The sequence below is a fragment of the Plantactinospora veratri genome, from assembly GCF_036421995.1.
In the GTDB taxonomy this organism is placed as follows: Bacteria; Actinomycetota; Actinomycetes; order Mycobacteriales; family Micromonosporaceae; genus Plantactinospora; species Plantactinospora veratri.
Map to the genome: position 1 here is coordinate 270,317 of NZ_JAZGQL010000008.1, position 25,715 is coordinate 296,031.

Consider the following 25,715-nt stretch of genomic DNA (forward strand, 5'->3'; position numbering starts at 1 on the left):
TCAGTCCCAGGGTGATGGACCGGTCGCGGGCGGGCCGCCAGGGGCATCCGGCGACGGTTACCTCGGCCGCGGCAATCCGCCGCCACCGCCGTCCGGGCGGTCGCAGTCTCGGAGTACTCCGCGACGCGTCACCTCCGCCGGGACGCGTCGGCACACCGATCGTCGCCTGTCACGGCCTACCACGGGAGTCGCCATGTCCCACACGTCCACCGCCACCCCGGCGCTGGAGGTCCTCTCCACCGCACTTGCCGCGCTCCGGCCCCGGATGGAGGCGGTCAGCCTGGCCATCCACGCCCGCCCCGAGCTGAAGTTCACCGAGTTCCACGCCCGGAAGCTGCTGACCGACTGGCTCGCCGAGTCGGGCTTCACGGTGCGGACGCCCCTGGGCGGGATGGAGACGGCGTTCGCCGCCGTACACGAGGGGAGCTGTCCCGGACCGTACGTCGCCGTACTCGCCGAGTACGACGCACTGCCCGGCCTGGGGCACGGCTGCGGCCACAACCTCATCGCGGCCGGTGCCGCCGCGGCGGCGATCGCGGTCCTCCGGACGCTGCCCGACCACCCCGGCACCGTCGCCGTGCTCGGCACCCCCGCCGAGGAGATGGGCGGCGCCGGCAAGATTCGGCTGATCGAGGCGGGGGCCTTCGAGGGTGTCGACGCGGCGCTGATGTTCCATCCCGGCGACCGGTCGCTGACCGCCCGCCCCGGGCTGGCCGCGGCGCACCTGCGGGTCGCCTTCACCGGAACCAGCGCACACGCGTCGGTCTCCCCCTGGCTGGGCCGCAGTGCGCTGGCCGGAGCCCAACTGTTCCTACAGGCGATCGACGCGATGCGCCAGTTCGTGCCACCCACCGTCCGGCTGCACGGCATCGTCTCCGACGGCGGAGCGGCCCCGAACGTCGTACCCGCGTACGCCACCGTCGACCTGTACGTCCGGGACCGGACGGCAGCCTCGGTCGAGGCGCTGGTCGACCGGGTCCGGGCTGCCGCCGACGGGGCGGCACTGGCCACCGGAACAGCGGCGGCGGTTCGGGAAACCGGCCCGATGTACGCCGAGCGCCGCAACAACATGGTGCTCGCCGAGCGGTTCGGCGCGGCGGTACGGGCCCTCGGGGTGCAGATCCTGCCCGGTGACCCGGACGGCCCGGCGGGCTCCTCCGACATCGGCAACCTCTCCAGGGTGCTGCCGGTCATCCACCCGTACGTCCAGATCGCCGAGCCCGGTACGCCGAGCCACTCGGCGGCGATGCGCGAGGCGGCGGCGACGCCTTTCGCGCACGACCGCACCGAGGTCGCGGCGACCGGGCTGGCCCGGGTGGTCGCCGAACTGCTCACCCGGCCGGAACTGCTGGCGGCGGCGCGGGTGGAGTTCGCGGCGCAGCCCGAGGTACGGGTGTGACGAGTTGCCGACCATACACTCGGCGTCATGTCGGTTGTGATCCTCCTGGCGGGGGTGGGCCCCGACCGATTTCCCGTCGTCGTGTCGCCGCTGGCGGAACTGGCGGCGAGCCTGCACGTGCTGACCGGCCACCGCCACCACCCCGAGCACGCGCCCTGGGCGGCCGAGGTCGCCCGGTCCGCACCACCCGCCTTCCGGGCCGGGCTGCTCCGCTTCGCGCCACTGTGGACACCGTTACGCTGGCGGGCCTTCTACCCGGGACTCGGCACGGCCGCACCGGCCGCCACGCTGGCCCGGATCCCACTGCACCAGTTCGCCGAACTCACCGCGTTCACCTGCGCCAGCGGTTACCACGGCTTCGACTTCGGTCGGGTACTGCACGACCCGGCGCAGGCCGGCGCGCTCCGGCAGGCCGCCTCCCGGCTGCCGGAGCCGCACCTGGGTCTCGCCGAGGATCTGCTGCGCGACCCCGAGGCGCTCCGGGCCGACCTGCTCGACTTCCTCGACCTGTGCCACCGGGTCTACTTCGGCGACCTCTGGGCGCGGACCCAGCCGATCCTCACCCGGGCCGCGCACCGGCTGCGGCAGCGGCTGGCCGACGAGGGTCCGGCGGCCGCCCTGATCGGACTCAGCCCCTCCACCGCGCGCCTGGCCACCCCGTCGACCGGGCCGTCCCGGGTCGTCTTCGACAAGGTGCACCACGCGGTGATCAGTCCGTCGCGTACCCCGGTCCTGCTCATCCCCACCCGGTACGGCGCCCCGCACCTGCTGGTGAAGAACGAGCCGGGGCTGCCGCCGGTGGTGCACTTTCCGGTGGAGGCGCCGGACGTCGGTGTCACCCTGGCCCGCAGTCGTCTGCTGGCGCTCACCGATCCGCGTCGGGTCCGGCTGTGCCGGCTGATCGCCCGGCAGGCGATGACCACCGCCGACCTGGCGGACCGGCTGTCGATGACCCGCCCCCAGGTCTCTCGGCACCTGCGGGTGCTGCGCGACCTCGGGCTGGTACGGCTGGAACGGCACGGCCGCTACGTGCTCTACGGGCTCGACCTGGCGGCGGTGGAACGGATCGGCCGGGACGTCACCACGGCGTTGCAGTACTGAGGGAGGACACCGCCATCGCTACTCAAGGTGATGATCGTCACGGACGCCGCCCAGGTCAGGAATGCCACGTCGGCCCTTTGACTACTCTGTGGAACCGGCGGGCGGGAAGATCACCGCGCCGCGCAGCAGCCGTCCGGGGGGAAAGTACCAGCATGACCGGTTCCGCCACACGCTCCTGGCAGGGCATGACGATTCCGGCGCCCGGGACATACCTCCTCGACCCCGCGCACAAGCGGGTCGGCTTCCTCGCCCGGCACATGATGGTCAGCCCGGTACGCGGTGAGTTCGGCGAAGCGACCGCGCAGATCGTCGTCGAGCCGGATCCGTTGGCCTCCTCGGTGACCGCGACGATCGGCGCGGCCAGCATCGGTACCGGAAACGCCGACCGGGACGCCCACCTGAGCAGTCCCGACTTCCTCGACGTGCTGCGGTATCCCACGCTCGAGTACCGCAGTACCGGGATCAGGTGGCGGCCGGACCGGAACGACTCGATCTTCTACTGGGCCCGGTTGCGGAGTCAGCGCCCGGGACGGCGCAGTGAGGTCGCCGTACCGGAGCAGGTCGAGAAGACGTCGGGCCGGTTCGTGCTCACCGGAGAGCTGACCGTCAAGGGGATCACCCGACCCGTCGACCTCCAGGTCGAGTTCGGTGGGGCCCGGCGCGACCCGTACGGCCAGGACATCTTCGGGTTCAGCGCCTCCGCCGAGATCGAACGCGAGGAGTACGGGCTGGTCTGGAACGTGGCCCTGGAGAGCGGCGGGGTGCTGGTCGGGAAGAGCGTACGGATCGAGATCGCCGGCGAGGCCATCCGGCAGTCCTGACCGGGATGTCGGTCGGTGCGGGCCGGGCCCGCGACGGACGGATCCGCCGCGGGCCCGGACCAACCGGTCGCTGCCGTCAGTTCGGGGCGTGTACCCCGTTGGCGGCCCAGTCCCTGGTAGCACCACGGACGTACATGGTCGACGACTGGTTACCGGAGAAGTACTGCTGGATGGAGCCGGTGAACGGTGTGCTGGAGGCGTTGCGGCCGTACACGTCGGTGTAGACCGTGGTCGGGCCGGTGTTCCGCACCTGGAAGGTACCCGGCCGGAACTCCCGCAGGGTGCCCTTGAACGGCGAGCGGGGGTCGTCCCAGGCGAGGTTCTGCCCAGCCTGGCGCGCCTGGTTGCAGTAGTCGCCACCGGCGAGGTTCGTGTAGCACAGGTCCACGATCCGGCCCAGGTTGTTCGGCTTGGTCGGGTCGTAGTAGCGCGACGGGTTGACCACGTAGAACAGCGGCGCGAGCCGGAAGGTCAGCCCGGAACCCGTCACCTGGAAGTCGGAGAACCAGAAGTCGTCCATGTCGGAGACGGTGAACGGCACCGGGTTGGGGTAGAGCGGGTCGTTGTGGGTGCGGCCCTCCCGGATCGCCTGCACGCAGCCCGGCTCGGTGATCAGCCGGCCCAGCGAGCGGGTGTCCGACGGCGAGTCCGCCGGCACCGCCGGGGCGACGTTGATGAACGCGCCGCCGAAGCCCGGGCATTCGCTGGGACTGAATCCCCCGGGCCGCCCGACCGGGATCATCGCGTTGTACCGGGCCTCGGTGACCTGTCCGCCGTTGCTCGCGGTGCAGCGCTGGTTGAAGAGCAGTTCGTGGATGTTGTTGCTGAACGCGTCCGGCGAGTGGGTGCCCTGGTGGAACTTGAGCAGGGTGTCGCAGGTCGCGATCGTGGTGCCCTGCGGCGGGAAGAAGCTGGTGCCGTTGTCACCCTGGATCACGTTGACGTTGTTGACCGTCAGCACCTTGTGCCCGACGTGGTCCTCGTGCCGGTGACTGTGCTCGGGCATGCTGTCCAGCATCACCTCGCTGGTGTAGCCGAAGGCGGGCCAGCCCACGGTGCTGTACAGGTCGGACGGCCGGGGGTCGTCCCCGTGTTCGTGGCCGAAGTTGCAGCCACTGGGGTCCCGGGTCGGGTGCCAGGTCGGGTAGACCTTGCCGTCGGGGCCGTACGTCCAGTAGCGGGCGTGGATCTCGACGGAGCACTCACCGGACCTCGGCAGGTAGCCCTTCTCGTTGGCGGTGGCGATCAGTTCGTACGCCCGGCTCCGCTGGGCGCTCGCCGGTGGCAGCGCGGTACCCCAGGTCGGGTTGCCGGGTGGCGCCGTGCTCGGCGGCGTGCTGGGCTGGGTCGTCGGCGGGGCCGTCGGCGGCGCCGTCGGCCCGGTCGTGGGGTTGGGACCAGGGGCCCCGGTGCAGGCGGTGCCGTTCACCGCGAAGCTGGTCGGTGCCGGGTTGCTCCCGTTCCAGGATCCGTTGAAACCGAACGAGACACTGGCTCCGGTGGCGATGCTTCCGTTGTACGTCGCATTGCGGACCGTGACCTGGCTGCCGCTCTGCGTCGCGGTGGCGTTCCAGGCCTGGGTGACCCGCTGGCCAGCGTCGTAACTCCAGGTGAGCGTCCAGGAGCTGATCGGGTCACCGAGGTTGTTGACGGTGACCGTCGCGGTGAAGCCGCCCTGCCACTGGGAGCCGACCGTGTAGGTGACGCCGCAACCGGCGGCCGCCACCGCGGGTCCGGCGATGGTGATGGCCGTGCCGCTGGCGGCGGCCACGGCTGCCACGGTCACGGCTGACCACAGCCGGGATCGGGGACGATGTAGGCGCATTGCTGGTCCTCCGAACGATGGTGGGTGAATCGACGGGGAACGTGGACCCCGGCAGGCGGTGCGTTGGACGGCGGGGACCGGGGCTCGCCCGCCCTGCGGCGAGCGCGAGCCGCACCGGTCACCGGAGCGGCCGGGCGGAACCCCGGCGGGGATGCCGGCGTATCACCATCGATTGATTTACGTCTATGTTACTGGCCGGGTCGGTACTGTCAACGCGCGCCGGGCGGCCCCCTCGGGATTTTGATTGGCGCAGGTAGACGCAGGTCACCGGCGGCGGGACCCGGGGCCCCGCCCGCACGGTCCGGACGCCGACGGGACACCCTTTCCGGATTTTCGGCGTGATCGACGTTTGGCGCGGCGATCGGCGGGAACGGCTGTCGCCATGAGCGCTCGGGTGGCCGCCGACGGCCCAACCGACCGGCACGACCAGACCGGGTGGCACCACCGGCACGGCGGGGCCGAGCGGTGACGGCGGCGCGGGGTGGCACCGGCTCCGGCCTGCGGGTGGTGGTGGTCGGCGCGACCGGCAACGTCGGAACGAGTCTCGTCGAGGCGCTCGGCCGGGACCCGGCGGTCGGCACGATCGTCGGAGTATCCCGCCGGCCGCCCCGTTGGCGGCCCCCGAAGACCGAGTGGGCCGAGGCGGACATCGTCAGCGCCGACCTCGTCGAGATCTTCGACGGCGCCGACGTCGTGGTGCACCTCGCCTGGCTCTTCCAGCCCACCCACCGGCCGCTGACCACCTGGCGGGTCAACGTCGTCGGCGGGCGCCGGGTCTTCGCCGCGGCGGCCCGGGCCGGGGTACCGGCGCTGGTGTACGCCTCGTCGGTCGGCGCGTACTCGCCGGGGCCGAAGGACCGGCCGGTGGACGAGAACTGGCCGACCGACGGCTGGCCGATCGCCGGGTACACCCGGGAGAAGGCGTACCTGGAGCGCGCCCTCGACGCCTTCGAGCAACAGCACCCGCAGATGCGGGTGGTACGGCTGCGACCCGGGTTCATCTTCAAGCGCGAGGCCGCCAGCCAGCAGCGTCGGCTCTTCACCGGCCCGCTGCTGCCGGGCCGGCTGGTGCGGCCGGGCACCGTACCGGTCCTCCCCGACCTGCCCGGCCTGCGGTTCCAGGCCCTGCACTCGGCGGACGCCGCCGAGGCGTACCGGCTGGCGGTGCTGCGCGACGTGCGCGGCGCCTTCAACGTGGCCGCCGAGCCGGTCGTCGACGGCCGGCTGCTCGCCGACATCCTGCGGGCCCGGCCGGTACGGCTGCCGTCCGGACCGGTCCGTGCCGCGCTCGCGCTCGCCTGGCACCTGCACCTGGTGCCGGCCTCTCCGCACCTGCTCGACGCGGTGCTCCGGGTGCCGATCATGGACATCACCCGGGCCAGGACCGAACTCGGCTGGACACCACGGCACAGCGCCCGGGAGGCGATCGAGGAGTTCCTGCACGGCCTGCGCAGCACCGCCGGGATGCCGACGGCACCGTTGACACCCCGGCTCACCGGTGGCCGGCTCGCCGAGGCCGGCACCGGCGTGGGCGAGCGCCCCTGACCGAGCCGCCGGCCGCCGGAACCGAGCCCGGAGAACCCGGGCCCGGCCCGGCCGAGCTGGACTGCCGGGGTCGCCGGCCCGCGGGTCAGACCCGGGTGAGCCGGACCGCGTCGGCGATGACGTAGCCGGTACCGCTGGTCCACCGGCTCACGCCCACCCGGTCCGCGTCACCGGCGGCCAGCGCGAAGACGCCGAGTGACACCCACTGGCCTCCGGTGAGGCGCTGGTTCACCCGTACCGTCTGGTTGCCGCCGGTGCTGGCGACGATGAACGGGGTGGAGTCGTTGTAGTCGGGGTTGGCCGCGTACCAGACCGAGACCTCGTAACTGGCGGTTTCCGGCACGTTCACCCTGAACCAGGCGACGTCGCTGGCCAGCACCGGGTCGGCGAAGCGGTAGTCGGCGCCGTACCGCTGACCGGAGTAGGTGGACGTGCCCCAGCCGGCACTCGCGGTGAACCGGCCGGCGGTGCTGTTGTCGACGATGCTGCTCCAGGCCGGCGGCTGGCCGCCACCTCCGTCGGCCGAGACGTCGAGGTAGTTGCGGTCGATCTTGATCTGCACCCCGCCCCAGGTCTCGTGGACGTCACCGGCGTACTGGTGCAGCCGCTGGTGGTTGGCGTAGTACTCCGCCGGGCAGTACGGGCCGGCGTCGAGGTTCGCCGCGTCGTTCCACCAGGCGAACCAGAGCTGGTCCACCCGGGTGTAGGCCGGGTCGTTGTACGCGCCGCACAGGTCAGCGACCCCGGACGAGCCGCTGGAGTACATCCCGGAGAGGTAGCCGAGCGCGTGCAGCCGTTCCGTCCAGCCGGAGAGGTACGACAGCACGGCGGCCCTGCACGACGCGTTCGACGGGTAGTGCTCGATGTCGTTGTAGATCGTGCTGCCGGCGGGGATGCCGAGGGCCTGTGCGGCGTTCACCGCGCTGGTCGCCCGGCTGGCGCCCTGGGATCGCGCCGTGGCCGGGTCGCTGGACATCTTCGGCGTCCGGGTGCCGCAGGGGGCCTGGCGGTCGAGTTCGATGGGGATCAGGCGCCAACCGTTGTTGGTCTGGTTCGTCACCCAGGTCGCGGTCAGGTTCGGTTGGGCGCAGGAGCGGCTGGCCCCGCTGATGTAGATCCCGACGGCCCGGTACGGCGAGTTGGCCCGCCAGGTGTTCATGGTGGACTGGGACGGGGCGGTGCAGGTGTCGAAGCCCCGGCCGAGGAAGGTGCCGGGTTGCGGGCCGGCCGCCGCCAGCGGGGCGACCGGGGCGGCGGGCCGGGTCAGCGCCCCGAGGGCGGACGGTGACAGCGGTACCGCGTCCGGTCCGAGGGTCGCACCGGCGAGGATCCGTCGGACGAGGCCCTCGGTCAACGGGGTGTGCACGGCCGTGACGAGTACGCCCGCGTCCCGGACCGCTATCTGGATCGCGTCGTCCCGCGACGGCGGCGCGGCCACGGTCGCCGCGCCGGGCGCGGTGGTGGCGGCAGCGGCCGGCAGCCGCTGCGCCGAGCGGGCGTCGACCGGTTCGAGCAGCAGCCCGGCGGTCCGCCCGACGAGTCGGGCCGGGCACTCGGCCTGGTCACCCGGACGGCCGAGGTAGACGGCGGGACGGTCGAACCGGACGCAGGCGTGCGGCCGGGCCGCGAGGTCGACGATCTGCCAGTTCTGCGGCACGGCGACCCGGTAGCCCTGGTAGCTCACCGTGCGGCTGCGCTCCGGCGCGACCGGGTCGTCGGCGAGGCCGGCCCGGGCCGGCAGCACCGCCATCGTCGTGCCGGCGACCACGGCGGCGAGGCCGGTCAGGCCCGCCACGGTTCTCTTCATCCGAGCCTCCTGGAGAAATCCTTACCCGCAGCCGCAATGGTTGAAGAATTCCTACCAGATATCGACGCCGACCGCTAGGCGGCGCCGACCCGCCCGGCGCCCCGGGCGCGTGGGCCGGTGACCACAAAGACCACAACGAACTCCATGACCGTAACGGTGACGGCCGTCACCTCGGGCGGAACCATCTACGCAACCCAGCGGTAACGCTGTGGCACAGCTTCGTACGTACGTCGAGGAGAGACCGATGACATACCTTCGGAACGCGCCCGGCCTGCTCCGGGGCGGCTCCCGCCCGGCCGGCGTCCCCGACTCGGGTACGGGCGGCCGGCGGCGGGTCGCGGCACTCGCCTGCGTACCGCTGATCGCGCTCGCCGCGGCCGGCTGTGGCCAGAACGGTGCCGGGGGCGGCGATGCCTCGGCCGTGGAGTATCCGACCCGGACGATCCAGTTGATGGCGCCGGCCGCACCCGGCGGCGGCTGGGACAGCACCGCCCGGGCGCTGCAGAAGGCGCTGACCGACGGCAAGCTGGTCACCGAATCGGTCGAGGTGACCAACGTGACCGGTGCGGGCGGCACCCTCGGACTGTCCCAGTTGGTCACCAAGAACAAGGGCGACGCGCACCACCTCATGGTGACCGGCCTGGTGATGATCGGCGGCGTGGTGACCAACAAGTCCCCGGTCAACCTCGGCCAGACCACGCCGATCGCCACGCTCACCGCCGAGCAGGAGGTCGTCGTCGTACCGGCGAACTCGAAGTACACGACGTTGCAGGAGTTGATGGCCGATGCCAAGGCCGATCCTGCCTCGGTCAACTGGGGTGGCGGCTCGGCCGGTGGCACCGACCAGATCCTCGTCGGGCTGCTCGCCAAGGCGGCCGGTGCGGACCCGAAGGCGATGAAATACGTCGCCTACTCCGGCGGCGGCGAGTCGAAGGCGGCGCTGCTCTCCGGCGATCTGACCGCGGCGGTCTCCGGCGCCAGCGAGTACGCCGACCTGGTCGGCGGCGGTCAGGTCCGCGCCCTCGCCGTCTCCGGCGCCGCCGGCATCGACGTCGGCGCCGGCAAGCCCACCCCGACCATCAAGGAATCCGGGTACGACGTCGAGCTGATGAACTGGCGCGGACTCGTCGCCGCACCGGGCATCTCGGACGGCGAGCGGGCCGCCATCATCGAACTGGTCGACAAGCTGCACGCCTCGGAGCAGTGGAAGCAGACCCTGGCCGCGCAGAAGTGGGACGACTTCTACCGCAGCGGCGCCGAGGCGGAGGCGTACTTCGCGCAGGAGAGCAAGCGGATCACCGACGTCCTCACCGAGATCGGACTGGCCGGCTGATGCCGTCGGAGTCGCAGGACCGGACGGGGGTGGTCGAAGCGGCCGCCCCCGTCCCGACACGCCGGGGGGCCCGGATCCTCGGAACCGTACTGCTGGCCGCCGGGCTGTTCCTGCTCTGGACGGCGTACCGGGCCGCCGACGGCGACTACTCGGTCGCCGGGCCGTGGCTGGCCCCGCTGGTGGTGACGACCGGCTGGGTGGTGCTGGCCGGCTGGTACCTCATCGACCAGTTCCGTACGCCGCCCCGGGCCGAGCCGGCCGGCACCGAGCCGGAGGCCGAACAGGCGTCGCCCGTACGCTGGCTGCCCCCGGCCCTGCTCTGCGCGGCGCTGCTCGGTTACGTGCTGCTGCTCGAACCGGCCGGCTTCGTGCTCTCCTCGGCACTCTTCTTCGTGGCGTGCGCCCGGATCCTCGGCAGCCGGCGCTGGGTCCGCGACATCGCTGTCGCGGCACCGCTCGTGGCCGGGGTCTACTACGGCTTCACCCGCGGACTCGACATCGCGCTGCCGGCCGGGGTGTTGCCGCTGTGAACGTCTTCGGCGACCTGCTCGGCGGCTTCGGCACCGTCCTCGAACCGCAGTACCTGCTCTACGCGGCCATCGGCGTCACGCTGGGCACCTTCGTCGGGGTGCTGCCCGGGATCGGCCCGGCGCTGACCATCGCCCTGCTGCTGCCGGTCACCTTCAACCTGGACGACCCGATCGGCACCTTCATCATGTTCGCCGGCATCTACTACGGCGCCATGTACGGCGGCTCCACCACCTCGATCCTGCTGAACACCCCGGGCGAGTCCGCCTCGGTCGCGACCGCGATCGAGGGGTACCAGATGGCCCGGCGCGGCCGGGCCCGGGCGGCGCTGGCGACGGCGGCGATCGGCTCGTTCGTCGCCGGCACCATCTCGACGCTGCTGCTGACCCTCTTCGCCAAGCCGGTGGCCGCGCTCGCCGTCGAGTTCCGCGCGGCGGACTACTTCGCGCTGGCCCTGCTGGCGATGGTCGCGGTCACCGCCCTGGTCGGCCGCTCGCTGGTCCGTGGCCTCATCTCGCTCTGTCTCGGCCTCCTGCTCGGCCTGGTCGGGCTCGACGAACTGACCGGACAGGCCCGGTTCAGCTTCGGCACCCTGGAACTGCTCGACGGCATCGACGTGGTGGTGATCATCGTCGGCCTCTTCGCCATCGGCGAGACGCTCTACGTCGCGAGCCGGCTCGGACAACTGCCCGACCGGGTCACCCCGCTGGAGCCGGCCCGGGGCGGCTTCGGCTGGCTGAGCCGGCAGGACTGGGCGCGGTCGTGGCGGCCCTGGCTGCGCGGCACCGCCGTCGGCTTCCCGTTCGGCGCGCTGCCGTCCGGCGGTGCCGACATCCCGACCTTCCTCTCCTACACCTACGAACGGCGCCGGGCGAAGAACCGGGCCGAGTTCGGCAAGGGGGCGATCGAGGGGGTCGCCGGGCCCGAGGCGGCGAACAACGCGGCCTTCTCCGGGGTACTCGTGCCGCTGCTCACCCTCGGCATCCCGACCTCGGCAACCGCGGCGGTGATGCTGGCGGCGTTCCAGATCTTCAACGTGCAGCCGGGGCCGCAGCTCTTCGACAAGTCCCCGGAACTGGTCTGGGCACTGATCGCCTCGCTCTACGTCGGCAACGTACTGCTGCTGGCGCTGAACCTGCCGCTGATCCGGCTCTGGGTGAAGGTGCTCCAGATCCCCCGGCCGATCCTCTACGCCGGCATCCTGGTCTTCGCCACCCTCGGCGTCTACGCGGCCACCAGCAGTGTGACCCAGGTGCTGATCGCGTACGGGATCGGGGTGGTCGGGTTCTTCATGCGGCACTTCGAGTTCCCGATCGCACCGGTGATCCTCGGCGCCATCCTCGGTCCGATGATGGAGTTGCAGTTCCGTCGCACGCTGGTGCTCTCCAACGGGGACCTGAGCGTCTTCGTCACCCGGCCGCTCACCGCCGTACTGCTCGGGCTGGTCGTGCTGTCGGTGCTGGTGCCGTTCCTGCCCCGGATCGTCGCCCGGCTGCGTGGCCGGCCCGCCACGGCACGGCGGCTCACCTTCGGCGAGGACGACTAGGCACGCCGCTGCCGGCCAGGACCAGCCGGTCGATCCCGCCGCCGGGCACGGTCGATCCCGTCGCCGGGCACGCCGGTCAGGTTCCGCCGGCTCAGGTTCCGCCGGTCCACCGGTAGCGTCGCTCCGGTCGGCCGGCGGAGCCGTACCGCAGGCTCACCCCGGCCTTGCCGGACCCGACGAAGTGCTCCAGGTACCGGCGGGTGCTGACCCGGGACAGGCCGACCCGGTCGGCGCACTCCGTCGCGGAGAGATCGCCGTCGGTCGACCGCAGGGCCGTGGCGACCAGGTCGGCGGTCGGCTGGGTCAGGCCCTTCGGCAACTCGACCGGGGCCGGCCGAAGCGCGACGAAGAGCCGGTCGACGTCCTCCTGGCCGACCTCTGCGGAACCGGCCAGCCGCTGCTGGGCGGCGGCGTACCGCTCCAGCCGGTCGCGCAGCGCGTCCGAGCTGAACGGCTTGATCAGATAGTGCACGACCCCGCCGCGCAGGGCTGTCCGGATCGTGTCGACGTCCCGGGCCGCCGTCACCGCGAGTACGTCCACCACCACCTCGCCCTCGCGCAGCCGGCGCAGCACCTCCAGCCCGGAGAGGTCCGGCAGGTAGATGTCGAGCAGTACCAGATCGGGGCGGAGCCGGTGCACCGCGTCGAGCGCCTCCGCGCCGGTGTGCGCCACCCCGACGACGGTGAAGCCGGGCGTCCGCTCGACGAAGCCCCGCTGCACCCGGGCCACCATGAAGTCGTCGTCCACCACCAGGACCCGGATCATGTCGACGCCGTCCCGGGCAGCGGGGTATCCCGGACCGGGCTGTCGGCCGGCGGCGCGGTGTCCCGGGCCGACGCGGTGTCCCGGGCCGGCTTGCCGGCGGACGGGACCATTTCCCGGCGGGTGGCCGGCGGGACCGGATCCCGACCGGTGGCCGGCGGGACCGGATCCCGACCGGTGGCCGGCGGGACCGGATCCCGGCCGGTGGCGGGCCGAGCCGGGTCCCGGCCGGTGGCGGGCCGAGCCGGGTCCCGGCCGGTGCCGGACAGCGGCAGCCGGGCCCGGAACGACGCGCCGTCGACCTCGACGCTGCCGCCCCGCCGCTGGCAGATCAGCCGGACCAGCGCCAACCCCAGTCCGTGGTGACCCCGGGCCGGGTCCTTGGTGCTGTAACCCTGCCGGAAGACCTCCTCGACCCGCTCCGGCGGCACCCCCGGACCGGAGTCGCCGACCCGGACCACGACCTCGGTGTCGACCCGGGCGAGGGCGACCTCCACCCGGCCACCGGAGCCGGCCGCGTCCAGCGCGTTGTCGACCAGGTTGCCGACCACCGTGACCAGGTCGGCGGCGAGCTGCTCGTCGACCGCCGGCAGGTCCGACTCCGGCGCGACCGCCAGCCGGACACCCTGCTCGGCGGCGAGGCTGGCCTTGGCGATCAGCAGCGCGGCCAGCGCCGGATCGCGAACCAGCTCGGTGACGTCCCGGTTCAGCTTCTCGTGTACCTGGCTGGCCCGGTTGACGTACCGGATCACCTCGTCGTGCTCGCCGAGCTCGATCAGCCCGGCGATGGTGTGCAGCCGGTTGGAGAACTCGTGCGCCTGCGCCCGCAGCGCCTCGGTGGTCTGCCGGCTGGCGTCCAGCTCGCGGCGGAGCGCGGTCAGCTCGGTCCGGTCCCGCAGCGTGGTCACCGAGCCGACCCGGCGGCCCCGGACCAGCACCGGCCGGCGGTTGAGCACCAGTACCCGGTCGTCGCTCAGGACGATCTGGTCGACCCCGGTGACCCTGCCGGTGAGTACGTCCCGCAGCCGGGGCTCCATCGGCTCGGCGTGCAGCGACCGGCCCACCGGCAGCGCCGCCAGCCCGAGCAGCCGGACCGCCTCGTCGTTGACCAGGGTCACCCGGTCGGCGGTGTCGGTGCCGAGCACGCCCTCCTTGATGCCGTGCAGCATCGCCTCGCGATGCTCGACCAGGCCGGTGATCTCGCGCGGCTCCAGCCCCAGCGTCTGTCGCTTCACCCGCCGGGCCAGCAGCAGCGACCCGGCCACCCCGAGCACCCCGCCGAGCAGCAGATAGGTGAGCAGGTTGGTGAGGCCGGCCGCGAGCTGCTCGGGCAGCGTCGGATAGGTCTGGCCGACCACGATCAGGCCGAGGAAGCGGCCGTCCCGCTCGTCGAGCACGGGCACGTGCGCGACCAGCGCCTTGGAGCCGTCGTCGACCACACCGACCCAGGAGCGGCCGGCGAGGCCGTCGCTGCTGCCGAGCACCATCGGCGATCCGGCGTCCGGGCCGGTGACGAGTTTGCCGGTGGCATCGGCGATCAACACGTACGTCGCGCCGGAGACCGCCCGCGCGCTCTCCGCCACCGCCGCCAGCGCCTCCTGGCCGTGCGGGTCGCCGATGCCCATCCGTACGGTCCGGTTGATCGCCGCGTTCTCCCCCACCGAGCGCAGCCGGGAACCCTCGTCCCGGCGGAACGCCGCGTCCGACTCGGCGATCGAGACGGCCGCCACCGTGCAGACGACCAGCAGGACGATGCCGAGCTGCAACAGCAGGAACTGACCGGCCAGGGACATCCGCTGCCGCATCGCTCCTCCTCGTCCGGTCGTCGCGCCGGCCCGGTACCGGCACGGTCGCCGGCCCTGCCTGACATCAGGTCGGCGGCGCCGGGCAACCGGGAAGCTCTCACCTGACCAGCCCCGACGTCAACCGGCGGACGGAGCTGTCCCGGGTGGTGACAACCGGGCGTCGGGCGGCCAGGATCGGCGAATGGACCGTACGAGCTGTCGGACGACGAGGTATCCGGCGACGAGGTGGCTGGCCGGCTCGGTCGCCGCTGGCCTCGCGGCCGTGCTGATCGTCGTCTCCGGCTGCGCCGGGCACCTCCCGGACGGCTCCGCCGAACTGCGCCTGCTCGTCCCGAACCCACCCGGAAGCGGCTACGACGTGACAGCGCGCACCGCGGCCAAGGCCCTGGCCGACGCCGGGATCACCCGGGCGGTGGAGGTCTTCAACCTGCCCGGTGGCGGTGGCGTCGTCGGGCTGCGGCGACTCGGCTACGAGCGGGGCAACCCGGACCTGATGATGCTGATGGGACTCGGCGTGGTCGGCAGCCAGTACGCCTCCGGCGCCCGGTTCACGCTCCAGGACACCACCCCGATCGCCCGGCTCATCGAGGAGCCGGCCATCGTGGTGGTGACCCGGGACTCGCCGTACCGGGACATCGACGGGCTGATCGCGGCCTGGCGGGCCGATCCGGCGGGCGTGCCGGTGGGCGGCGGCTCGTCCGCCGGTGGGCCGGACCATCTCGCCCCGATGCTGATCGCGGACGCGGTCGGCATCCCGCCCCGACAGGTGAGCTACCGGCAGTTCGACGGGGGCGGCGACCTGCTCGCCGCGATCCTCGACCACCAGGTCGACTTCGGCGTCTCCGGCCGCAGCGAGTACGCCGACCAGATCGCCTCCGGCCAACTCCGGGTACTCGCCGTCACCAGCGAGTTCCGGCTGGCCGGCACCGAGGCGCCGACCCTGCGGGAGCGCGGTGTCGACGTCGTCTTCACCAACTGGCGGGGCATAGTCGCGCCGCCCGGACTGGACGGCGGGGACGTGGCGACCATGCGTGGGATGGTCGCCCGGTTGCACCGTTCGGCACAGTGGCGGGCGGTGCTGACCAGGTACGGCTGGACCGACGCGTACCTCGACGGGGCGGCATTCGGCGACTTCCTCCGGACCGAGAACGCCCGCCTCGCCCACGCGCTCGACGGACTCGGCCTGAATCCGGCCCACCCGTCCGGGGCCGGGGGCGGCCGGTAGCCCGACGTGGCAGTCCATCCGCCGCGGAACACCGTCCCAACGTGGTGGTCGGGCACGCTCCGCTGAGGACGGTGCGGTCGCGGTAGAGTCCCGGCCACCGGTCCGCGCCGGTACCCCGTCGGAACGCCCCCCCCCGGACAGGAGCCCGCCATGTCCACCGCCGCACGTCGGTCGACCCGGACCACCGCCACCATCCTCGCCGCCGTCGCACTGGTCGCGGTCCCGGCGGGCGACGCGTCGGCGCGCGACGGCGACACCCGAACGACGGCCGGCGACACCCGGATCGTGGCCGGCGACAGCGCCGTGGCGGCCGAGCGGGTCCTGCGGGTCTACAACAACAACATCGAGAACCTCGTCGTGAACAACGCCGACGGGACCTGCACCCGGATCTCCGGCCCGGACCATCTCACCTCGATACTCGTCGACGACAACGGCCGGACGGGTACCACCGGTGTGGCGGCACCGGACCTGCTGATCGTGCAGCAGGTCCGGGGCACCGGGCAGGCGGAGGCGTACGCGGACCAGCTCTCGGCCAAGTTCGGCTATCCGGCCGGCACCTACCGGGCGATCGTGGCCTGGAGCGACCCGGAGCCGTGGGGCAGCACCCACAAGTGCAGCTCGCAGTCGCTCGGTGACCTGAAGAAGAAGCAGACCAACGGCATCCTCTACAACACCCGGACCCTGAGCCTCGCCTCCGGCGACATCTCGAAATACTGGAGTGCCGGCTGGTTGCGGCCCGGCACGGCGTACGCCAACGGTGCCGGGTGCACGCTCTACAAGCCGCCGAACAGCGACCCGGACAGCACCGACTACCACAAGTGGAAGCGGACCAGCGCCATCGCGGCGAGGTTCACCATCAGGGCGTCCGGCACCACCGTCTTCGCCGCGACCATGCACCTGCCGCAGGAGAACCGGCAGAACGCCTGCGCCGGAGCCGGCTACACCGGCATCGGTGGCACCGGCATCCACATCGGGGCGGACGCCACCAGCCTGATGAACGCCTCGACGATCCGGGTGGTCGGCATCGACGCGAACCGCACCGGCATCCCGGCGTCGACGCTGAGCGGTTACGGCATGACCGGCTACGGTTCGAGGGCAACCAGCGGCTCCAGCAAGATCGACTACCTCTTCGTCCGGGGCAGCGTGCAACCGTCGGCCGTCGACCACACGGTGGCCGGTACCAGGTCGAACCACCTGGCCCTGTACGGCTTCATCACCTACTGAGCAACCACAGCCGCTCGTCCTCGAACGGGACGGCGCGGTACCCGACCGCTCGACGGTGACACCGCCTACACCGTGACCGCCACCGCGCGGCCCACCACCAGGCCCGGTGGCCGGCGCCGTCGGCGCACCGCCGACGGCGCCGGGCCGATCGGGTACGTCGTCGTCCTGCGCGTCACCTCACCGTCGGCTCGAATGGATCGCCTGGAAGAGCGAGATCCACTGCTCCGGCCAGACGTACCCGACCGGGATGTCGGCCGGCACCCGGTTGGCCCGCAGTGCGGCGTCGACCCGGCGGGCCGGATAGGCACGGTGCAACGAGGCCCGCAGCGAGCCGCCCACCCCGCCGAAGCCGAGCGCGACGAACCGCTCGTAGTCGGCGAGCTGACGTCCCGGCAGCAGATCCACCGCCCGACGCTCCAGGCGCAGGATGCCGGAGTCCACCCGGGGCATCGGCCGGAACCGCTCCCGGGGGATCCGGCCGGCCAGCCGCCAGTTCATCCACGGCCAGGTCTGCACGGTCCGCAGCGTCCACCGGCCATAGTCGCCGCAGCGCTTCCGGGCGTACTCGAGCTGGGTGACCAGGGTGGCGGTGGTCAGCCGTGGGGCGGCCAGGCACCAGTCGACGATCCGGCTGGTCGAGGCGTACGGGATGTTGCCGACCACCGCGAACGGCTCGGTCGGCGGCACGGCGGCGACGAAGTCTCCGTGCACCAGCCGGAGTCCGGGTTCGGAGCGGAACTCCTCGCCGAGCCGGGCGACCAGCGCCGGGTCGATCTCGTACGCGACGACCCGGCGGCACCGCCGGACCAGTTCCCTGGTCAGCGCCCCCTGCCCCGCGCCGACCTCCAGGATCAGCCCGGTGGGGTCCGGGCGGGCCGACGCGACGATCTGCGCGATGGTCCGCTCGTCGCGGAGGAAGTTCTGCCCGAGTACCCGGCGCGACCGGTCCTGCCCGGTACGCGGCACCGTCGGCCGGGCGGGCCGGTCGGGTTGCCGGCGGGCCGGCGGGTTCGTCCGGCGGGGATGCGGACGGTTCTCTCGATTCGGATGGTGCTGCGGCACAGCCGTGTCCTCCCGCCCGGACGCTCCGGGCCGGTCTGTGGACAGGCGGGCGCGATGGCCACGACCTGTTCCGGAAATGATCAGGACTCGGATGACCCTGGACGTGCGGATGTCTCGGCGGCCCGCGACGACGCGTCCTCGACGCGAACGCCGTCGCAGCAGTCACGCAGCGAACGCCGTCGCAGCAGATCACGCAAGCGAACGGCACCGCAGCAGATCATGCACGCGAGCGGCATCGCAGCACGGCACACCCGAACGGCGCCACACCGCGTCAGGAACGCCGACGGCGTCACAGCACGCCGCACACCGCCGAATGGACGGGACCGGCGTTCGACGACGCCGCGTCAGCGGCGCCGGTGATCGGACCCAGGTACTCCCGCGCTCAGCCGACCAGGGCGGAGCCGCCGGCCCGAAGGCGGATCAGGAGCTGGGGCGCCCGGTCAGCGGTGCACGTCCCGGTCAGGGACCCGCGGATCAGGGCGTGGAAGGTGCCAGACACCCGCCCACCCTAGCTCAGCAGGTGGCGGCCGCAGCAACCGGTTTTCTCTGCTCGCCGCCCTGCCGCGACACTCCCGCCGGCAAAGTGATCACGATCCCGGGCCGGCGTTAAGGTACCCGGATGGAAAAGCCCACCGTGGGTCTGATCGACGGTCCGCCGCCGCCAGACCTTGTCATCGAGGACATTACGATCGGCACGGGCCAGGAGGTCCAGCCGGGCCAATGGGCCGTGGTGCACTACGTCGGCGTCTCGTTCGACACCGGCGACGAGTTCGATTCGTCGTGGAACCGCGGCTCGCCGTTCAGCTTCCCCGTCGGTGGCGGCAAGGTCATCGAGGGCTGGGACCAGGGGGTGCTCGGGATGCGGGTCGGCGGCCGGCGCAAGCTGGTGATCCCACCGCAGCTCGGCTACGGCAACCAGGGTGTCGGCAACCGGATCAAGCCGGGTGCCACCCTCGTCTTCGTGGTCGACCTGGTGGACGTCAAGTTCTGACCTGCCGGCCCTGACCTGTTCCGACCCGGCCGGGGTACGTCCGCCCCGGCCGACGGGCCCCGGACGCCGTCGGCGTCCGGGGCCCGTGATCTGTTCGGACCGCTTCTGCGTTACAGCAGCGCGCTCAGAAGCCGAGCGCGCCCCGGCCGCCCACCACCGGCAGGGTCAGGGTGCTCGACGCCGGCAGCATCGTCAGCCGGGTGCCGGGCAGCGGCAGCAGCGTGTAGTCCTGGTCACTGGAGAAGATCACCAGACCGAGCCGGTGCCCGGAGCGGAACACGTAGTCCTTCGGCTCCATCGTCCAGCGGTAGTCCGCCAGGCGCCCCGGCCGGAGCGGCCGGCCGTGCGCCTCACTGGTGCGGTTCTGCGGGTCCAGCCAGCCTCGGCTGACCACCACCGGCGCGTCGGTCGAGCCGGCCGGACCGTAGTCGACCAGGTAGCCGGTCAGGTTCGCGGCCGTCCGGTTGTCGACGGAGAGCCGTACCCGCAGCTCCGGCCGCCCCGAGATCCGGACGTCCCGCTCCAGTCCCGGGGAGGTGTAGACGAGCCGGTTCGGGTTGGCGACATCGGGTCCCGCCACCAGTTCGGCCGGGGTGATCGTCCGTCCCGAATCGACCATGCTCTGCACCGTGCGGCCCCGCCCACCGTGCCCGAGTAGCCGACCCGGCGCGGTGGCGTCGCTCGCCGACAGGCCCAGCGACACCTCCCGGGTGGCCGGGTCCGGCCAGTCCCGGTACGTGGCGTAGACCCGGTCCTCGCGCTGCAACACCACCCTCGGCTCGGCCATGATGTCGTTGTCGACGCCCCACAGCCAGTAGTCGAACCAGCGGTTCTCGGTCTGCTTGTAGGTCCACGACCGCCCGTCCGGCAGCGTCACCGTGGCAGCGCTGCCCGGTCCGCCGTGACCGCCCTGGTGCAGCCAGAGCTTGCGCGGCACACCGTACCGGTCGAGCTGGTCCCACCAGTCGGCGAACTGTCCGGTCTTCACGTTCCAGTCGTTGAGCCCGTGTACGACGAAGACACTGGCCCGGACCCTGCGCGCCCCGGGCAGATAGTCCCGCTCCCGCCAGAACCTGGTGTAGTCGCCGGTGACCCGGTCCTGTTCCTCGGCGATCTCGGCGATCTCGTCGGCGCAGGTCCCCTCGGAACGAGCCTGCCCGGCGGTGTACATGGTGAGGATGTCGGCGTCCTCGCCCTGGTATCCGCCGGGTGCCACCACCAGGCCGTTCGCCCGGTAGTAGTCGTACCAGTTGCTGATCGCGGCGACCGGGACGATGGTCCTGAGCCCTTCGACGCCGGTCGTCGCCACCATGTTCGGCAGGGTCCCGTTGTAGGAGACACCGGTCATCCCGACCGCGCCGGTGGTCCAACCGGCCCGTACCGGTGCGCCGCTGGCGTCGTACGCCCTGGCCCGCCCGTTCAACCAGTCGATGATCGCCTTGGTGCCCAACGTCTCGGCCGAGTCGCCGGTGGTCGGACAGCCGTCGGAGTCGCCGGTGCCGACGCTCTGCCCCAGCACCACCGCGTAGCCGCGCGGCACGTAGTAGTCGTCGAGCTGGCCGGGCAGGTTCGCCTTCGCCCGCAGGACGCCGGGCTGCTCGGCCCGCCGGGCGGACGTGCCGGTCGACGTGTTCTGCGGCAGGTCGTCGACGAGGACGCTCGGATAGGGGACGTCGTCCCAGGTGTCCTTCCGGTACGGCGAGTGCTCCAGGATCACCGGCACCCGAAGCCCCGAGGTGTCGGTCTCGCGGGGCCGGGAGATGTCCGCCACCACCCGGTCACGCCGGCCGTCGTGGTCGGTGTCGAGCGGGGTCTCGACCCACACCCGCTCCTCGATGGCGTCGGCCAGGGAGAAGACCGGCTGGGTCATGCCGTCCTGCACGACGATGCCCGGCGGCGGCGCAGCCGTGGCGGCGCGGGCCGGTACCGGTGCGGCGACCAGGGCCAGGCCCACCGCGTACGCCCCGAGAATTCTCACGGGACCTGCTGATGGCATGGAGTTGCTCCTCTCGACCGGTCCTCGTGGATCGGCGCCCGACGCCGTGCCGTCCACCCCTGGGACCGATTGTCGCGGCGTTCGGGGCGGAGCGCTGTCCACATCAGACGATGCGGCGCATTCCGGGGTTGTCGGAATGGTCGGGGCGGGCCGTACCGAGAACGGCTGACTACGACGGAAAAGAGATTGCCGATGGGGGGAACATTGACGACTTATCCTAGATAGGCCACCCGGGTACGTCGATTGGTGGGGCCGGCCCGACCGGTCCTGGCAGCCCGTCACCTCGCACCGGACTTGGCCAACCGCCGTACCGGAAGGTAGCTTGGCCGCCGACATCGTTGAGTCGTACCGACGTGACCGTTGACGGGGCCGGGAGCGCGACGGTGCCGAGTGGCGTGGTTATTGGAGGCTGGGTCCCGGTGAGTGCCTACACAATTACGATTTCCCCGGACGATCGGACGCGGGCGACCACGACGGTGCGGGTGGAGGTCACCGGGGGCACCACCAGGATCACCGAGTTGGTCGTACGGGCCGGTGAAGGCGGCGGACTCACTCCTGCCGAACTGCCCACGGTCGACGTCGAGCAGTTGCTCCGCGCCGTGATGCCCGCCGGTGCGGCTCCGACCGCGCCGACCCCGTTGTCATCGTTGTCGGACTCCCTGTTGTCCGACTCGTCGTTGCCGGACGAGTCGGGCGCGGACGCGTCGGGGCCGGAGCTGTTTACCGTGGAGCGTTCGGCCGGCCCGCTCACCGTCGACCCGGACGCAGCGGAGGCGGCAGTGGCGGAGGCGGCAGTGGCGGAGGCGGCAGTGGCGGAGGCGGCGGCGCCGGGGATCCCGGTCGACGCGGTCACATCGACGCCTACCGGAGATGCCGAGCCGGCGAACGCCCACCGTGCGGCGGGTGCGCGCAGCGCCGTCAGGAAGACGGCACCGACCCGGACCACCGCCAGGAAGAGCCCCTCGACCCGTCGCTCCACTGCGAAGGAGACTCCGACCAGGAGTCGTGCCAGCAAGACGACGGCAGCCGCGAAGGGAACCGGCGCCGCCAAGAGCGCCAACGCCGCCAGGAGCGTCGGTACCGCCGGCACCGCCACCACCCCCGCGAAGCGCGCCGGCACGGCCAGGACCACCGGCACCGCGAAGCGGACCACCGCCACCAAGACCACCACCGCCACCAAGACCACCAGCGCCACCAAGCGCACCGGCACGGCGAAGAGCACCGGCACGGCTGTAGGGAGGACCGCGACCGGTGGGCGTACCGGTGCGACCAGGCGGGCCGCCGCCGGTTCCGGTACGACGACCACCGGCCGGAAGGCGACCCCGACCAGGAGGGCTCCGGCGACCACCGGCGCCGGTACGACCACCACCAAGCGGGCGAGCGGCCGGGCGGCGAAGAGCGCCCCGGACACCGCCACCAGCCGGGGGGTCGGCGGGCGACGCGCCCCGAGCCCGGCCACCGCCGCCACTCCGACAGCCAGCCGTTCCTACCGGCGTGCCCCGGACGACCTCGCGCAGGTGTACGGCCAGGCCGGTACCGTCACGGCCGTGGCTGACCACTACGGAGTTCCTCGGCACACCGCACAGAGCTGGATCCGGACCTGGCGACAGAACCAGGAACGGGCATCGGCCTGATCGACGCGGCGGCAGCGGCCACGCCGGGTGGGCAGTCGCGGCAATCGGCGGCTGGGACGGAGGGCAGTCGCGGCGGGCGGCATCGGGTCGGCGGTGCCGGGCCCGGGTTGTCGGCTGGTGGCCTGGGTGAGGCCGCCGGTCAGCGGTCGGCCCGGATCGTCAAGCGGGTCCACGCACCGAGGTAGACGCGGTCGCCGTCGCCGAGCGGGATCGGGGTGTTGGCCACGATCGGCGGCGTCGACGGATCGTTGAGGTAGGTGCCGTTGGCGGACTCCAGGTCGACCACCGCCCAGCCGCCCGGCTGCGGGAGCAGCAGTGCGTGCAGGTGGGAGACTCCCGGATCTTCCGGCGGCCCGACCAGGTCGATGTCCGGCTGCACACCCCGGGACCGGCTACGCCGACCGATCAGCAACTGCCGGGGCTCCAGGGTGAACCGGCGAGGCACGACGAAGCGGGGAAAGGTCAGGCTTTCGGCGTCCGTACCGCCGAAGGAGGTGACGAGGTCGAAGTACCCGGGGTCGGCGTCCACCACCAGTTGCCAGGTGATTCCCTGCTCCGAACCCGGTGTGCCGGCCTCGGATCCGGCCGGACCGCCGGTACCCGGTTCGGCTCGCGGCTGGACCGGACCGGACGCCTCCGGTCCGACGTCGTCCGGGACACCACCGGCCGACGGGGCGGCAACGGCCGGGGCGGCGACGACGGGCGGGGCCAGCAGGAAGTCGTAGCCGTCCTCCTCGCAGAACCGCCCCACCCTCGGGGTACCGCAGTGGGGACACGGAGCGGCCGGAGTGGACTGCCGGACAGGTTCCGCTGCACCGCTCGCCGACGCCCCGTCGCCCGCCGGCTCCGCCGGTATCCCGGCCGCCGACGCCGGGCGCGAGGCTTCGGCGCCCTCGCCCGCCGGCGTGGTGGAGCCACCCGACATCGGTACGCCGCAGACGTCGCAGTAGTCCATCGTGGACGACGTATGTCCCCGGGAGCAGGTGGCTGCCGTCACGGCCTCACCCCTGCTCCTTCTTCACCCGCACCGTCTTGACCGACCGCACGTCGGTCAACTCGGCGTCCAGTGCGGCCACCTGCCGCTTGAGCCGTATCGTGCCGGTCGGCGCGTCGACGACCTCGACAACCCGGCCGAGCAGCATCGCGGTCTCGTCGTGTCCCGACTCGGCGGCCAACTGCACCGCCCGGCCCAGCAGGGCGGTCGCGGTCTCCACGTCGCCGGCCTCCCGGGCCCGCAGCCCCTCCTGGATCGCGGCGGCGAGTTCGGCCTGTCCGGTGTAGTGCGCCACCTGCGGGCTGATCCGGGTGGAGAGCATGGTGTCGTCGGTCCACCTGGCCAGAATCAGCCGCTCGGTCAGCACCTGACCTGCGCTGACCAGGCTGACCCGGGCGGCCAGCACCTCCTCACCGACCGAGTCGGGTTCGAGGGCCACGGACAGGTGGTATTCGCGCGTCTCCGCTCCCCATGCGCCGGTCGGATAGTCCCCGATCCGGGCGCTGACCGCGCGACGGCGCCCGGTGAGTTCCTCGACGTGCGGGAAGACCTGCTTGACCATCCGTACCGTGGCGCCTGCCGGACTCCAGATCCGCAGCGCGACGTCTGCCACCCGCTTGCCCATCGCGGACGCTGTCATCGCCTGGAACGCGGCCGGCAACTGCGCCGGGTGTTCCAGCCCGTCGGCGGTGCCGAGCAGGGCCGAGGCGATCGCGCGCAGCTCACCGGCAACCCAGCCGCTGCCGATACCCCGGCTGTCGCAGACGAACCGCCCCTCGCAGGCGGCGAGTATCCGGCGCAGGTCCTCGGGTTTTTCGTGCTCGTTGCGTCCGTCGGTGAGCAGGATCGCGTGTCGGACCTCGGCCGGGCAGCTGGCGAACAGCCAGTTGGCCAGGTCCAGCCAGCGGCCGATAGCGGTACCGCCGTCCGCCCGCAGCCCGGCCACCGCCGCCTTCGCCGCCGCCCTGGTCTGCGCGTTGGCCGGCACCATCCCCGGTTGTACCGGGTAGACCATCCGGGCGACCGCGGTTCCGGAGACCACCGCGAAGGCCACACCGTCGCGCAGGGTGTCGATCGCCACCGCCGTGGCCCGTTTCGCCTCGGCGAGCTTCGTCGGCGGCATCGCCATCGAACCCGAGGTGTCGACCATGATCACTTGTGCCGCCGTCGGAACGGTCGCCGGGTCGCGCAGATCCGGACCGGACGCGGTCACGGTCAGGATCGCGTCCACCACCTGGCCACCTGCCGGCAGGTACTCGTTGTGGTCGACCTCGGCGACGAAGTGCGGTACTCCGCTCACCTGCCCGCCTCCCCCGATCCTGCGGCGGGCGGAAACGGCAACACGGCTACGGCGATGTTGTCGTGTCCACCGGCCTCCGCCGCGAACCTGGTCAGGTCCCGGGCGATGGCGATCGGCGTGGCACCGCCCGGCCCTGGTATCCGGGCCGCCAACGCCCCCGCGTTCGGCAGATAGTGCGAGAGCCCGTCCGAACAGATGATCAGCCTTCCCGGCCGTGCCGGCTGGAACGTCACCACCTGCGGGTCGGCGTCGCCGGAGTCCGCGCCGAGCCACCGGATCAACGCCTTGGAGGTCGGGTCCTGCTCGGCGCCGGGCGGTACCGGCCGCCCGGCCCGGATCTGGCCGACCACCGAGTCGTCCACGGTCAGGCAGACCGCCTCGTGCGCGGCACCGTCCGGACCGAGCCAGTACGCCCGGCTGTCACCGATCCAGCCGACGGTGACCGAGCCGGCGGTGACCACAGCGGCCACGAAGGTGCAGCTCGGCGGCACCTGACCGTCGTCCTGCACCGCGGTCGCCCGGGCAGCCACGGCCGCGGCCCGACCGGCGGCCACCATGGCATCGGGCGCGGCGGTACCGTTCCCGAGCGCGGAGAGCATCGCGGCGAGCCCTGCCTCTGCGGCCGCGTGGGCGGCGAGATCGGCCCGGAGTGAGGTGGAGACCCCGTCACAGACGACCGCGGCGATGGTCTGGCCGAGCCGCCCGACCGTGACCGCGTCCTCGTTGCGTCGTCGCCGAGCCCGGTCGGTGACGGCGGCGACGGCCCCCAGATCCAGGTCCGCACGGTCCCGGCCCACGGACGACCGTCGTCCACAG

Annotated in this window: 20 protein-coding genes; 10 read left to right on the forward strand and 10 right to left on the reverse strand. The window is 72.5% G+C overall.

Annotation, left to right across the window (positions count from 1 at the left end; genetic code table 11):
* The first annotated feature begins 193 nt into the window (after positions 1-193).
* The 3 genes from V1634_RS13450 (at position 194) to V1634_RS13460 (ending at position 3,321) form a co-directional block, all read left to right on the forward strand.
* Positions 194-1,399, forward strand: coding sequence for an amidohydrolase (locus V1634_RS13450; RefSeq protein ID WP_331208114.1), 1,206 nt, complete (start codon positions 194-196; stop codon positions 1,397-1,399).
* Between the two features lie 27 nt (positions 1,400-1,426).
* The gene (locus V1634_RS13455) at positions 1,427-2,500 is read left to right on the forward strand and encodes an ArsR/SmtB family transcription factor (protein ID WP_331208115.1); all 1,074 of its coding nucleotides are present in this window, start codon (positions 1,427-1,429) and stop codon (positions 2,498-2,500) included.
* Between the two features lie 152 nt (positions 2,501-2,652).
* A complete protein-coding gene (locus V1634_RS13460) occupies positions 2,653-3,321 on the forward strand; it encodes a YceI family protein (RefSeq protein WP_331208116.1) in 669 nt (222 codons plus the stop codon).
* 76 nt (positions 3,322-3,397) lie between these two features.
* Here V1634_RS13460 and V1634_RS13465 read toward each other — a convergent pair whose 3' ends face one another.
* Positions 3,398-5,107, reverse strand: coding sequence for a cellulose-binding domain-containing protein (locus V1634_RS13465; protein WP_407951780.1), 1,710 nt, complete (start codon positions 5,105-5,107; stop codon positions 3,398-3,400).
* Positions 5,108-5,611: 504 nt separating this feature from the next.
* Here V1634_RS13465 and V1634_RS13470 point away from each other — a divergent pair.
* Positions 5,612-6,691, forward strand: coding sequence for an NAD-dependent epimerase/dehydratase family protein (locus tag V1634_RS13470; protein ID WP_331208118.1), 1,080 nt, complete (start codon positions 5,612-5,614; stop codon positions 6,689-6,691).
* A gap of 85 nt (positions 6,692-6,776) precedes the next feature.
* Here the strand turns inward: V1634_RS13470 and V1634_RS13475 are convergent, their stop codons facing one another.
* Positions 6,777-8,498: a glycoside hydrolase domain-containing protein gene (locus tag V1634_RS13475; protein WP_407951781.1), complete on the reverse strand. Its 1,722-nt coding sequence runs from the start codon at positions 8,496-8,498 to the stop codon at positions 6,777-6,779.
* Positions 8,499-8,742: 244 nt separating this feature from the next.
* Here V1634_RS13475 and V1634_RS13480 point away from each other — a divergent pair, with 244 nt between their 5' ends.
* The 3 genes from V1634_RS13480 to V1634_RS13490 are packed head-to-tail and all read left to right on the forward strand — an operon-like array spanning position 8,743 to position 11,905.
* Positions 8,743-9,831: a Bug family tripartite tricarboxylate transporter substrate binding protein gene (locus V1634_RS13480; protein WP_331208119.1), complete on the forward strand. Its 1,089-nt coding sequence runs from the start codon at positions 8,743-8,745 to the stop codon at positions 9,829-9,831.
* Positions 9,831-10,361, forward strand: coding sequence for a tripartite tricarboxylate transporter TctB family protein (locus V1634_RS13485; protein ID WP_331208120.1), 531 nt, complete (start codon positions 9,831-9,833; stop codon positions 10,359-10,361). The genes V1634_RS13480 and V1634_RS13485 overlap by 1 nt, the downstream gene beginning before the upstream one ends.
* Positions 10,358-11,905, forward strand: a complete 1,548-nt coding sequence (locus V1634_RS13490) for a tripartite tricarboxylate transporter permease (protein ID WP_331208121.1) — start codon at positions 10,358-10,360, stop codon at positions 11,903-11,905. Before V1634_RS13485 ends, V1634_RS13490 begins: the two co-directional genes overlap by 4 nt.
* A gap of 91 nt (positions 11,906-11,996) precedes the next feature.
* Here V1634_RS13490 and V1634_RS13495 read toward each other — a convergent pair whose 3' ends face one another.
* A complete protein-coding gene (locus V1634_RS13495) occupies positions 11,997-12,671 on the reverse strand; it encodes a response regulator (RefSeq protein ID WP_331208122.1) in 675 nt (224 codons plus the stop codon).
* Positions 12,668-14,473, reverse strand: coding sequence for a sensor histidine kinase (locus V1634_RS13500; protein WP_331208123.1), 1,806 nt, complete (start codon positions 14,471-14,473; stop codon positions 12,668-12,670). The genes V1634_RS13495 and V1634_RS13500 overlap by 4 nt, the downstream gene beginning before the upstream one ends.
* 181 nt (positions 14,474-14,654) lie before the next feature.
* On the opposite strand from V1634_RS13500, the gene V1634_RS13505 reads away from it, so the two are divergent.
* Together V1634_RS13505 and V1634_RS13510 are read left to right on the forward strand one after the other, a co-directional pair.
* The gene (locus V1634_RS13505) at positions 14,655-15,698 is read left to right on the forward strand and encodes a Bug family tripartite tricarboxylate transporter substrate binding protein (protein ID WP_331208124.1); all 1,044 of its coding nucleotides are present in this window, start codon (positions 14,655-14,657) and stop codon (positions 15,696-15,698) included.
* Between the two features lie 150 nt (positions 15,699-15,848).
* Positions 15,849-16,922 carry a hypothetical protein gene (locus V1634_RS13510; protein ID WP_331208125.1) on the forward strand — a complete coding sequence of 358 codons (1,074 nt, stop codon included), beginning with the start codon at positions 15,849-15,851 and terminating at the stop codon, positions 16,920-16,922.
* Positions 16,923-17,099: 177 nt separating this feature from the next.
* Here the strand turns inward: V1634_RS13510 and erm are convergent, their stop codons facing one another.
* A complete protein-coding gene (gene erm, locus V1634_RS13515) occupies positions 17,100-17,888 on the reverse strand; it encodes an ErmE/ErmH/ErmO/ErmR family 23S rRNA (adenine(2058)-N(6))-methyltransferase (RefSeq protein WP_331208395.1) in 789 nt (262 codons plus the stop codon).
* A 715-nt stretch (positions 17,889-18,603) separates the two neighbouring features.
* Here erm and V1634_RS13520 point away from each other — a divergent pair.
* Entirely contained in the window at positions 18,604-18,975 is a 372-nt protein-coding gene (locus V1634_RS13520; protein WP_331208126.1) for an FKBP-type peptidyl-prolyl cis-trans isomerase, read from the forward strand.
* Between the two features lie 124 nt (positions 18,976-19,099).
* On the opposite strand, the gene V1634_RS13525 is transcribed toward V1634_RS13520, so the two are convergent.
* The 5 genes from V1634_RS13525 to V1634_RS13545 form a co-directional block, all read right to left on the reverse strand.
* Positions 19,100-20,971, reverse strand: a complete 1,872-nt coding sequence (locus V1634_RS13525) for a Xaa-Pro dipeptidyl-peptidase (protein ID WP_331208127.1) — start codon at positions 20,969-20,971, stop codon at positions 19,100-19,102.
* A gap of 427 nt (positions 20,972-21,398) precedes the next feature.
* Positions 21,399-22,430, reverse strand: a complete 1,032-nt coding sequence (locus V1634_RS13530; protein ID WP_331208128.1) for a hypothetical protein — start codon at positions 22,428-22,430, stop codon at positions 21,399-21,401.
* 314 nt (positions 22,431-22,744) lie between these two features.
* Positions 22,745-23,356: an FHA domain-containing protein gene (locus V1634_RS13535; protein ID WP_331208129.1), complete on the reverse strand. Its 612-nt coding sequence runs from the start codon at positions 23,354-23,356 to the stop codon at positions 22,745-22,747.
* A 250-nt stretch (positions 23,357-23,606) separates the two neighbouring features.
* On the reverse strand, positions 23,607-24,899 hold the full coding sequence (locus V1634_RS13540) for a VWA domain-containing protein (protein WP_331208130.1): 1,293 nt from the start codon (positions 24,897-24,899) through the stop codon (positions 23,607-23,609).
* Complete coding sequence (locus V1634_RS13545) at positions 24,896-25,696, reverse strand: PP2C family protein-serine/threonine phosphatase (protein WP_331208131.1); 801 nt, start codon at positions 25,694-25,696, stop codon at positions 24,896-24,898. The genes V1634_RS13540 and V1634_RS13545 overlap by 4 nt, the downstream gene beginning before the upstream one ends.
* Positions 25,697-25,715: the final 19 nt, after the last annotated feature.